Here is a 10,611-nt window from a genome sequence, read left to right on the forward strand (position 1 = left end):
CGGGTTTTTTTATAGCTAAAATCTGAATCAGCGTAAAAACTGGAAAGTTGCTTTTTGCTGCCACCTGACAGACAGGTAAAACAAAAACCACATCGCCAATAAGGGACTAAGTCAACTATTTCAGACTAAAGCGCATCTCTTTTTCCCCATTTCCGGCATCGACTCACCACAATGGTCGCAAAATCTGGTAAACTATCATCCAATTTTCTGCCCAAATGTCGGGTATTGCTCATTTTTTGTTTGATTTTCGAACAAAGAGAGTCGTTCCTTATTGGGTAACACAACTTCTGACTGGCCACCTGGTGGCTGGTAGCAGTAAAAATTCTGACTATACCTGGAGGTTTTCATGGCTGTCGCTGCCAACAAACGTTCGGTAATGACGCTGTTTTCCGGTCCTACTGACATCTATAGCCATCAGGTCCGCATTGTGCTGGCTGAGAAAGGTGTAAGTTTCGAGATCGAACACGTGGAAAAGGACAATCCGCCTCAGGATCTGATTGACCTCAACCCGAATCAGAGCGTTCCGACCCTGGTGGATCGTGAGCTGACCCTGTGGGAATCTCGCATCATTATGGAATATCTGGATGAGCGTTTCCCGCATCCGCCACTGATGCCTGTTTACCCGGTAGCTCGCGGTGAAAGCCGTCTGTACATGCATCGCATCGAAAAAGACTGGTACACGCTGATGAACACCATCATCAACGGTTCAGCTTCTGAAGCAGATGCCGCACGTAAGCAACTGCGCGAAGAACTGCTGGCGATTGCGCCGGTCTTCGGTCAGAAGCCGTACTTCCTGAGCGATGAGTTCAGCCTGGTCGATTGCTATCTTGCTCCGCTGCTGTGGCGTCTGCCGCAACTGGGCATCGAGTTCAGCGGCCCGGGTGCGAAAGAGCTGAAAGGCTATATGACCCGCGTCTTTGAGCGTGACTCTTTCCTTGCTTCTTTAACTGAAGCAGAACGTGAAATGCGTCTGGGCCGGAGTTAATCTGTATGGATTTGTCACAGCTAACACCACGTCGTCCCTATCTGCTGCGTGCATTCTATGAGTGGTTGCTGGATAACCAGCTCACGCCGCACCTGGTGGTGGATGTGACGCTCCCTGGCGTGCAGGTTCCTATGGAATATGCGCGTGACGGGCAAATCGTACTCAACATTGCGCCGCGTGCTGTCGGCAATCTGGAACTGGCGAATGATGAGGTGCGCTTTAACGCGCGCTTTGGTGGCATTCCGCGTCAGGTTTCTGTGCCGCTGGCTGCCGTGCTGGCTATCTACGCCCGTGAAAATGGCGCTGGCACGATGTTTGAACCTGAAGCTGCCTACGATGAAGATGCCAGCATCATGAATGATGAAGAGGCATCGGCAGACAACGAAACCGTTATGTCGGTTATTGATGGCGATAAGCCAGATCACGATGATGACACTCATCCTGACGATGAACCTCCGCAGCCACCACGCGGTGGTCGACCGGCATTACGCGTTGTTAAGTAATACAAAACAGGCCCTGGTGGCCTGTTTTGTCTTTTAATGGCTTAATAAAATAGCGTGATTGTGGCAATCATATTCACCACGAAACCGACTGCCATGGGGATCGCTGTCCGCTTCACCACCGCAAAAGGCGAAACGCCTGCAATTCCTGACGTAACGACTACCACCGCAGTAATCGGCGAAACCGCGCGTGCTAGCGTCGTGGCAAAATGCATCGGCATAATCATTACAACCGCTGGTACATGTAGTCCGGCTGCGATATTCGGAATAAGACTGGCAAATGACATAAACGGCGCATTGCCAGAGCCCATCACAATGGCACAAATGGCAATGACCAGCGCCATAATAATCATCACGCCAATACCGCCCAGACCAGAATGCTCCGCACCCCTGATAACCGCATCGACAGTGCCAATCGTCGTTAAGCCTTTCGCAAATATTTCACCCGCGACCACCAGCGTTACCACGTTGGCAAACTGCGTACCCATGCCGTCAAAAAACGCCTGCACATCGTCCATTGTTTCGCGCAAGTTATGCTTGCGGAAGAACTCAACAAACATCGTCACCGTCAAACTCAGTAACATCACCACCACCAGATGCAGTTCTGACTGCATCAGCCCGACGTGGGCGAGGAACAGCGAGCCGAGCATCAGGATTAACGGCATCACAGGTAAAATGGCGTAATAGAGCGGCGGGACATTATCGAGAGCTTTTTGCTCTGCCTGTTCGTGATTGATATTTTTATCTTTTTTGTCAAAAGCGCGTTGCACGAAAAAGTGGGAGATCGCCACCGAGATAATGACGAAAGAGGCGACCGGAAGCTGGTAGTGGAAGAAGTATGTGGCAATTTTCATTCCCGCTACCTGGGCAGCAAAAATGGAGTTCGTTTCCAGAATTCCCCACTCAATGGACATTGTGGTTGCGATAACCGCCACCGCAGAGAGGCGACTTACTCCCAGACTCACCAGCGTCGGAAATAAGGTGACCATCAGCAACATACCCAGACCGGAGGCGCTGGTAATAAACTGCGCCATGATTTGGCCGATGACGTAAGTTGCCGACAGAATAATATACGGCGAGCGAATGAGTTTTAACGGGCGGCTTAACAAGCTCACCATCGCGCGACTGGCCCCTATGCGCTCCATGTAGCGGGCATAACCGCCCACCGCCATAATCGACAGCCCCAATCCGGCAATGCGGTTGGACAGCATGCGCAGGATTTCATTATAAATATCGACGATCAAGTAGCCGCTGCTTTTGGTGGGATCGAGTACACCACCGAACCCTAACCAGACACCGCACATCATCAGGAAGATACCTGCGGCAGCCAGCACCACCTGAGGTTTGTAGTTTTTCAGGATCAAATAGCCCATCGTAATTAATACGATGACAGATATAATTATGCCGAACATTGTTGAACTCCGTGTCAAAAGAAAACGGTCAATCCCATAAACGGCAGATTGAAAACAACGATGTTATATTTTTTGCAAGGCTATTTATGGTGCGGATGTCGTGTTTTTAATTGTAGGTGAGGTGATTTTTCATTAAAAAATATGCGCTTATGATTATTTTGTAAGAACACATTCATAATATTCATAATGCTCGTGAATAGTCTTATAAATAATTCAAACGGGATGTTTTTATCTGCGTTACATTAATTTTTCGCAATAGTTAATTATTCCGTTAATTATGGTAATGATGAGGCACAAAGAGAAAACCCTGCCATTTTCCCCTACTTTCAATCCTGTGATAGGATGTCACTGATGATGTTAATCACACTGACCTTACAGAATGGGCCTTATGAACGCATTTGATTCGCAAACCGAAGATTCTTCACCTGCAATTGGTCGCAACTTGCGTAGCCGCCCGCTGGCGCGTAAAAAACTCTCCGAAATGGTGGAAGAAGAGCTGGAACAGATGATCCGCCGTCGTGAATTTGGCGAAGGTGAACAATTACCGTCTGAACGCGAACTGATGGCGTTCTTTAACGTCGGGCGTCCTTCGGTGCGTGAAGCGCTGGCAGCGTTAAAACGCAAAGGTCTGGTGCAAATAAACAACGGCGAACGCGCTCGCGTCTCGCGTCCTTCTGCGGACACTATCATCGGTGAGCTTTCCGGCATGGCGAAAGATTTCCTTTCTCATCCCGGTGGGATTGCCCATTTCGAACAATTACGTCTGTTCTTTGAATCCAGTCTGGTGCGCTATGCGGCTGAACATGCCACCGATGAGCAAATCGATTTGCTGGCAAAAGCACTGGAAATCAACAGTCAGTCGCTGGATAACAACGCGGCATTCATTCGTTCAGACGTTGATTTCCACCGCGTGCTGGCGGAGATCCCCGGTAACCCAATCTTCATGGCGATCCACGTTGCCCTGCTCGACTGGCTTATTGCCGCACGCCCAACGGTTACCGATCAGGCACTGCACGAACATAACAACGTTAGTTATCAACAGCATATTGCGATCGTTGATGCGATCCGCCGTCATGATCCTGACGAAGCCGATCGTGCGTTGCAATCGCATCTCAACAGCGTCTCTGCTACCTGGCACGCTTTCGGTCAGACCACCAACAAAAAGAAATAATGCCACTTTAGTGAAGCAGATCGCATTATAAGCTTTCTGTATAGGGTGTTGCTTAATTGATCTGGTATAACAGGTATAAAGGTATATCGTTTATCAGACAAGCATCACTTCAGAGGTATTTATGGCAACGAATTTACGTGGCGTAATGGCTGCACTCCTGACTCCTTTTGACCAACAACAAGCACTGGATAAAGCGAGTCTGCGTCGCCTGGTTCAGTTCAATATTCAGCAGGGCATCGACGGTTTATACGTGGGTGGTTCGACCGGCGAGGCCTTTGTACAAAGCCTTTCCGAGCGTGAACAGGTACTGGAAATCGTCGCCGAAGAGGCGAAAGGTAAGATTAAACTCATCGCCCACGTCGGTTGCGTCAGCACCGCCGAAAGCCAACAACTTGCGGCATCGGCTAAACGTTATGGCTTCGATGCCGTCTCCGCCGTCACGCCGTTCTACTATCCTTTCAGCTTTGAAGAACACTGCGATCACTATCGGGCAATTATTGATTCAGCGGATGGTTTGCCGATGGTGGTGTACAACATTCCAGCCCTGAGTGGGGTAAAACTGACCCTGGATCAGATCAACACCCTGGTTACGTTGCCTGGCGTCGGTGCGCTGAAACAGACTTCTGGCGATCTCTATCAGATGGAACAGATCCGTCGTGAACATCCTGATCTGGTGCTCTATAACGGTTACGACGAAATCTTCGCTTCCGGCTTGCTGGCAGGCGCTGATGGTGGTATCGGCAGTACTTACAACATCATGGGCTGGCGATATCAGGGGATCGTGAAGGCGCTGAAAGAAGGCGATATCCAGACCGCGCAGAAACTGCAAACTGAGTGCAACAAAGTCATTGATTTACTGATCAAAACGGGCGTATTCCGCGGCCTGAAAACTGTCCTGCATTATATGGATGTCGTTTCTGTGCCGCTGTGCCGCAAACCGTTTGGACCGGTAGATGAAAAATATCTGCCAGAACTGAAGGCGCTGGCCCAGCAGTTGATGCAAGAGCGCGGGTGAGTTGTTTTCCCCTCGCTCGCCCCTACCGGGTGAGGGGAAATAAACGCATCTGTACCCTACAATTTTCATACCAAAGCGTGTGGGCATCGCCCACCGCGGGAGACTCACAATGAGTACTACAACCCAGAATATCCCGTGGTATCGCCATCTCAACCGTGCACAATGGCGCGCATTTTCCGCTGCCTGGTTGGGATATCTGCTTGACGGTTTTGATTTCGTTTTAATCGCCCTGGTACTCACCGAAGTACAGGGTGAATTCGGGCTGACGACGGTGCAGGCGGCAAGTCTGATCTCCGCAGCCTTTATCTCTCGCTGGTTCGGCGGCCTGATGCTCGGCGCTATGGGTGACCGCTACGGGCGTCGTCTGGCAATGGTCACCAGCATCGTTCTCTTCTCGGCCGGGACGCTGGCCTGCGGCTTTGCGCCAGGCTACATCACCATGTTTATCGCTCGTCTGGTCATCGGCATGGGGATGGCGGGTGAATACGGTTCCAGCGCCACCTATGTCATTGAAAGCTGGCCAAAACATCTGCGTAACAAAGCCAGTGGTTTTTTGATTTCAGGCTTCTCTGTGGGGGCCGTCGTTGCCGCTCAGGTCTATAGCCTGGTGGTTCCGGTCTGGGGTTGGCGTGCGCTGTTCTTTATCGGCATTTTGCCAATCATCTTTGCTCTCTGGCTGCGTAAAAACATCCCGGAAGCGGAAGACTGGAAAGAGAAACACGCAGGTAAAGCACCAGTACGCACAATGGTGGATATTCTCTACCGTGGTGAACATCGCATTGCCAATATCGTAATGACACTGGCGGCGGCTACTGCGCTGTGGTTCTGCTTCGCCGGTAACCTGCAAAATGCCGCGATCGTCGCTGTTCTTGGGCTGTTATGCGCCGCAATCTTTATCAGCTTTATGGTGCAGAGTACAGGCAAACGCTGGCCAACGGGCGTAATGCTGATGGTGGTCGTGTTGTTTGCTTTCCTCTACTCATGGCCGATTCAGGCGCTGCTGCCAACGTATCTGAAAACCGATCTGGCTTATAACCCGCATACTGTAGCCAATGTGCTGTTCTTTAGTGGCTTTGGCGCGGCGGTGGGATGCTGCGTAGGTGGCTTCCTCGGTGACTGGCTGGGAACCCGCAAAGCGTACGTTTGTAGCCTGCTGGCCTCGCAGCTGCTGATTATTCCGGTATTTGCGATTGGCGGCGCAAACGTCTGGGTGCTCGGTCTGTTACTGTTCTTCCAGCAAATGCTTGGACAAGGGATCGCCGGGATCTTACCAAAACTGATTGGCGGTTATTTCGATACCGACCAGCGTGCAGCGGGCCTGGGCTTTACCTACAACGTTGGCGCATTGGGCGGTGCACTGGCCCCAATCATCGGCGCGTTGATCGCTCAACGTCTGGATCTGGGTACTGCGCTGGCATCGCTCTCGTTCAGTCTGACGTTCGTGGTGATCCTGCTGATTGGGCTGGATATGCCTTCTCGCGTTCAGCGTTGGTTGCGCCCGGAAGCGTTGCGTACTCATGACGCTATCGACGGTAAACCATTCAGCGGTGCCGTGCCGTTTGGCAGCGCCAAAAACGATTTAGTCAAAACCAAAAGTTAATCCTGTTGCCCGGTCTATGTACCGGGCCTTTCGCTAAGGGAAGATGTATGTCGTTACTTGCACAACTGGATCAAAAAATCGCTGCTAACGGTGGCCTGATTGTCTCCTGCCAGCCGGTTCCGGACAGCCCGCTCGATAAACCCGAAATCGTCGCCGCCATGGCATTAGCGGCAGAACAGGCGGGCGCGGTTGCCATTCGCATTGAAGGTGTGGCAAATCTGCAAGCCACGCGTGCGGTGGTGAGCGTGCCGATTATTGGAATTGTGAAACGCGATCTGGAGGATTCTCCGGTACGCATCACGGCCTATATTGAAGATGTTGATGCGCTGGCGCAGGCGGGCGCGGACATTATCGCCATTGACGGCACCGACCGCCCGCGTCCGGTGCCTGTTGAAACGCTGCTGGCACGTATTCACCATCACGGTTTACTGGCGATGACCGACTGCTCAACGCCGGAAGACGGCCTGGCATGCCAAAAGCTGGGAGCCGAAATTATTGGCACTACGCTTTCTGGCTATACCACGCCTGAAACGCCAGAAGAGCCGGATCTGGCGCTGGTGAAAACGTTGAGCGACGCCGGATGTCGGGTGATTGCCGAAGGGCGTTACAACACGCCTGCTCAGGCGGCGGATGCGATGCGCCACGGCGCGTGGGCGGTGACGGTCGGTTCTGCAATCACGCGTCTTGAGCACATTTGTCAGTGGTACAACACAGCGATGAAAAAGGCGGTGCTATGACCACACTGGCGATTGATATCGGCGGTACTAAACTTGCCGCCGCGCTGATTGGCGCTGACGGGCAGATCCGCGATCGTCGTGAACTTCCTACGCCAGCCAGCCAGACACCAGAAGCCTTGCGTGATGCCTTATCCGCATTAGTCTCTCCGTTGCAAGCTCATGCGCAGCGGGTTGCCATCGCTTCGACCGGGATAATCCGTGACGGCAGCTTGCTGGCGCTTAATCCGCATAATCTTGGTGGATTGCTACACTTTCCGTTAGTCAAAACGCTGGAACAACTTACCAATTTGCCGACCATTGCCATTAACGACGCGCAGGCCGCAGCATGGGCGGAGTTTCAGGCGCTGGATGGCGATATAACCGATATGGTCTTTATCACCGTTTCCACCGGCGTTGGCGGCGGTGTAGTGAGCGGCTGCAAACTGCTTACCGGCCCTGGCGGTCTGGCGGGGCATATCGGGCATACGCTTGCCGATCCACACGGCCCAGTCTGCGGCTGTGGACGCACAGGTTGCGTGGAAGCGATTGCTTCTGGTCGCGGCATTGCAGCGGCAGCGCAGGGGGAGTTGGCTGGCGCGGATGCGAAAACTATTTTCACGCGCGCCGGGCAGGGTGACGAGCAGGCGCAGCAGCTGATTCACCGCTCCGCACGTACGCTTGCAAGGCTGATCGCTGATATTAAAGCCACAACTGATTGCCAGTGCGTGGTGGTCGGTGGCAGCGTTGGTCTGGCAGAAGGGTATCTGGCGCTGGTGGAAACGTATCTGGCGCAGGAGCCAGCGGCATTTCATGTTGATTTACTGGCGGCGCATTACCGCCATGATGCAGGTTTACTTGGGGCTGCGCTGTTGGCCCAGGGAGAAAAATTATGATGATGGGTGAAGTACAGTCATTACCGTCTGCTGGGTTACATCCTGCGTTACAGGACGCGTTAACGCTGGCATTAGCTGCCAGACCGCAAGAAAAAGCGCCGGGTCGTTACGAATTACAGGGCGACAATATCTTTATGAATGTCATGACGTTTAACACTCAATCGCCCGTCGAGAAAAAAGCGGAATTGCACGAGCAATACATTGATATCCAGCTGTTATTAAACGGTGAGGAACGGATTCTGTTTGGCATGGCAGGCACTGCGCGTCAGTGTGAAGAGTTCCACCATGAGGATGATTATCAGCTTTGCAGCACCATTGATAACGAGCAAGCCATCATCTTAAAACCGGGAATGTTCGCCGTGTTTATGCCAGGTGAACCGCATAAACCAGGATGCGTTGTCGGCGAGCCTGGAGAGATTAAAAAGGTTGTGGTGAAGGTTAAGGCTGATTTAATGGCTTAAAACTTAGTTCGTTTTAAAGATTCTGCAGACACTGTCTGCAGAATTCGAAACCGCTGAAATTAACGGCGTCTATAGCCTTCCTCTAGCACCGCCTGTGTTCGAACGAGTTCATCTGCGAGTCGTTTCTCATCAGGTAGTTGCATCTTATATTCGCTTGCCAGAACGGTGTTAGGCAAACCTGCCAGAGCATAATGCGCTTCTCCGGCTCCTTTCTCTGCACAGAGAACCAGACCGATGGGCGGATTTTCATCCGGTAGCGTCCAGTGCTCTTTGGCGTAGTTGAGATACATATTCATCTGTCCGGCATCGCTATAGCTGAATTTGCCCACTTTTAGATCGACGATTAGCAGGCAGCGTAAACGGCGGTGGAAAAACAGCAGATCGACACGAAACCAGTTGTCATCAATGCGTAACCTTCGCTGTCGACCAACAAAGGCAAAATCATCCCCAAGTTCCAGCATGAAATCCATCAGGTGGTTGATCAGCGCCTCCTCGAAATCAGATTCTGAATATTCATCTTTCAATTCCAGAAATTCGAGCACAAAGGGATCGCGTATCGCCTGTTGCGGAAGAATATGCGTCTCGGCAGGAGCGTGTTGTTGCAGCATGGCTGATTTGTCATGTGACAGTAGTGTCCGCTCATAAAACTGGGTCGCAATTTGCCGCTCTAGCTGGCGAACAGACCAGCCACAGCGGAGCGTCTCTTTTTCATAAAAGCTGCGGGCGTCAGCGTTTTTAACGGAAAGTAAACGGACGTAGGTGGACCTGGGCAAGGGGAAAGATTTGGCAGACAGCGTCTGCCAAATCTTTGCCGATGGGAATTCTGCAGACGGTGTCTGCGGAATTCCCAATGGTGTTAATTCGCCAGACATTGTCTGGCGAATTTCAACATGTTGAAAAAAGAGGTAAAAAAGCCTCATTTGGCGTAAGTTTTTTGCAGAGAACCCACGCTTATACCTTAGACATAAATCCTTTGATAGTCGCTTGATTAGCTGCGCACCATACGCAGCCCTGGCCTCGCCACCTTGTTCAAATTCGACAATTCGTCGGCCAATTTCCTGGTACGTCGCGGTCATTAACGCGTTAACGCTACGTACCGTTTCCGTCCGGGCGCTATCGACCAGATGAATAATACCGTCGTGGATTTGCTGGTAGCCTGCTGTGGTTCCTTCTGAGAGCGATTCCATTATCTGTCCCTTTATATGGAGCTAAGTTGAATAATGGAATGAGCTATACTCTGGGGGGTGAGCACTGAACAATTAAGAACAGCGTATTACATTTACTTTCCCCAAGATATGCGAAGAGCTTTCCTGAAACATTAACCGATCGTATAAAACGAATGCCTGATAGTACTCCTGTCCGGCATTGTTATCACAAGTAGACTACGCTTATCACAGCTTTCCCATCAAGTTCGATTTTTTCTGAACCGCCTAAATCATTCGCGATAGATGCGCTCACCTGAAGCGGTATAATGGCGTTCGTTACAGGAGTTGGGGTTGTTTCACCTGGTTTTACAAAGGTGTAATAATAGCTTTGATCGACTGCAAGCGGATAAGCGGTGAGCGTTTGCCATGCTCTTTTTTGCCCTGTTATGACGGCATCTGCACCTGCTATTGATACAGCTAACGTCTGGCTACCATTGCTGGCACTAATGTTGTTGCTATCAATTAACACGGCATAACTACCGATATTTTTATTATCTTTTGTTTTCCCTAAGCCGAATAAGCGCGTTGTCTGGCTGGATTTGCCCCTATATTTCCAGACACCTGTTATCACTTAACCCATTACTGGCCTGCTGCCGCAGATATTCCCGTGGCGAGCGATAACCCAGTGCACTATGCGGATGCCATTCGTTATA

General features: G+C 51.3%; 10 protein-coding genes and 1 pseudogene. 8 read left to right on the forward strand and 3 right to left on the reverse strand.

All coding sequences use genetic code 11. The annotated features are described in order from the left end of the window. Positions 1-346: 346 nt before the first annotated feature. A complete protein-coding gene (gene sspA / locus K0778_RS15805; RefSeq protein ID WP_000257293.1) occupies positions 347-985 on the forward strand; it encodes a stringent starvation protein SspA in 639 nt (212 codons plus the stop codon). Positions 986-990: 5 nt separating this feature from the next. Next, positions 991-1,488, forward strand: a complete 498-nt coding sequence (gene sspB / locus K0778_RS15810; RefSeq protein ID WP_000366126.1) for a ClpXP protease specificity-enhancing factor — start codon at positions 991-993, stop codon at positions 1,486-1,488. A 41-nt stretch (positions 1,489-1,529) separates the two neighbouring features. Here sspB and dcuC read toward each other — a convergent pair whose 3' ends face one another. Next, positions 1,530-2,897, reverse strand: a complete 1,368-nt coding sequence (dcuC, locus tag K0778_RS15815) for an anaerobic C4-dicarboxylate transporter DcuC (RefSeq protein WP_063084563.1) — start codon at positions 2,895-2,897, stop codon at positions 1,530-1,532. A gap of 379 nt (positions 2,898-3,276) precedes the next feature. Between dcuC and nanR the strand changes: the two genes are divergently transcribed. From nanR to nanQ, 6 genes are all read left to right on the forward strand, one after another. Then, complete coding sequence (gene nanR / locus K0778_RS15820) at positions 3,277-4,068, forward strand: transcriptional regulator NanR (RefSeq protein ID WP_000523845.1); 792 nt, start codon at positions 3,277-3,279, stop codon at positions 4,066-4,068. A gap of 121 nt (positions 4,069-4,189) precedes the next feature. Beyond that, positions 4,190-5,083, forward strand: a complete 894-nt coding sequence (nanA, locus tag K0778_RS15825; RefSeq protein WP_000224714.1) for an N-acetylneuraminate lyase — start codon at positions 4,190-4,192, stop codon at positions 5,081-5,083. Positions 5,084-5,192: 109 nt separating this feature from the next. Beyond that, complete coding sequence (gene nanT, locus K0778_RS15830) at positions 5,193-6,683, forward strand: sialic acid transporter NanT (RefSeq protein WP_000108459.1); 1,491 nt, start codon at positions 5,193-5,195, stop codon at positions 6,681-6,683. 47 nt (positions 6,684-6,730) lie between these two features. Beyond that, entirely contained in the window at positions 6,731-7,420 is a 690-nt protein-coding gene (locus K0778_RS15835; RefSeq protein ID WP_000054239.1) for an N-acetylmannosamine-6-phosphate 2-epimerase, read from the forward strand. Continuing rightward, a complete protein-coding gene (gene nanK / locus K0778_RS15840; RefSeq protein WP_000209011.1) occupies positions 7,417-8,292 on the forward strand; it encodes an N-acetylmannosamine kinase in 876 nt (291 codons plus the stop codon). The genes K0778_RS15835 and nanK overlap by 4 nt, the downstream gene beginning before the upstream one ends. After that, entirely contained in the window at positions 8,289-8,753 is a 465-nt protein-coding gene (gene nanQ, locus K0778_RS15845; RefSeq protein ID WP_000979882.1) for an N-acetylneuraminate anomerase, read from the forward strand. The genes nanK and nanQ overlap by 4 nt, the downstream gene beginning before the upstream one ends. A 59-nt stretch (positions 8,754-8,812) precedes the next feature. On the opposite strand, the gene K0778_RS15850 is transcribed toward nanQ, so the two are convergent. After that, complete coding sequence (locus K0778_RS15850) at positions 8,813-9,940, reverse strand: YhcG family protein (protein ID WP_000445116.1); 1,128 nt, start codon at positions 9,938-9,940, stop codon at positions 8,813-8,815. A 184-nt stretch (positions 9,941-10,124) separates the two neighbouring features. Continuing rightward, a pseudogene (locus K0778_RS15855) lies at positions 10,125-10,502 on the reverse strand (DUF1120 domain-containing protein); the annotation flags it as partial. Positions 10,503-10,611 lie beyond the last annotated feature (109 nt).

This window comes from Escherichia sp. XD33 (genome assembly GCF_019375075.1).
In the GTDB taxonomy this organism is placed as follows: domain Bacteria; phylum Pseudomonadota; class Gammaproteobacteria; order Enterobacterales; family Enterobacteriaceae; genus Enterobacter; species Enterobacter flexneri_A.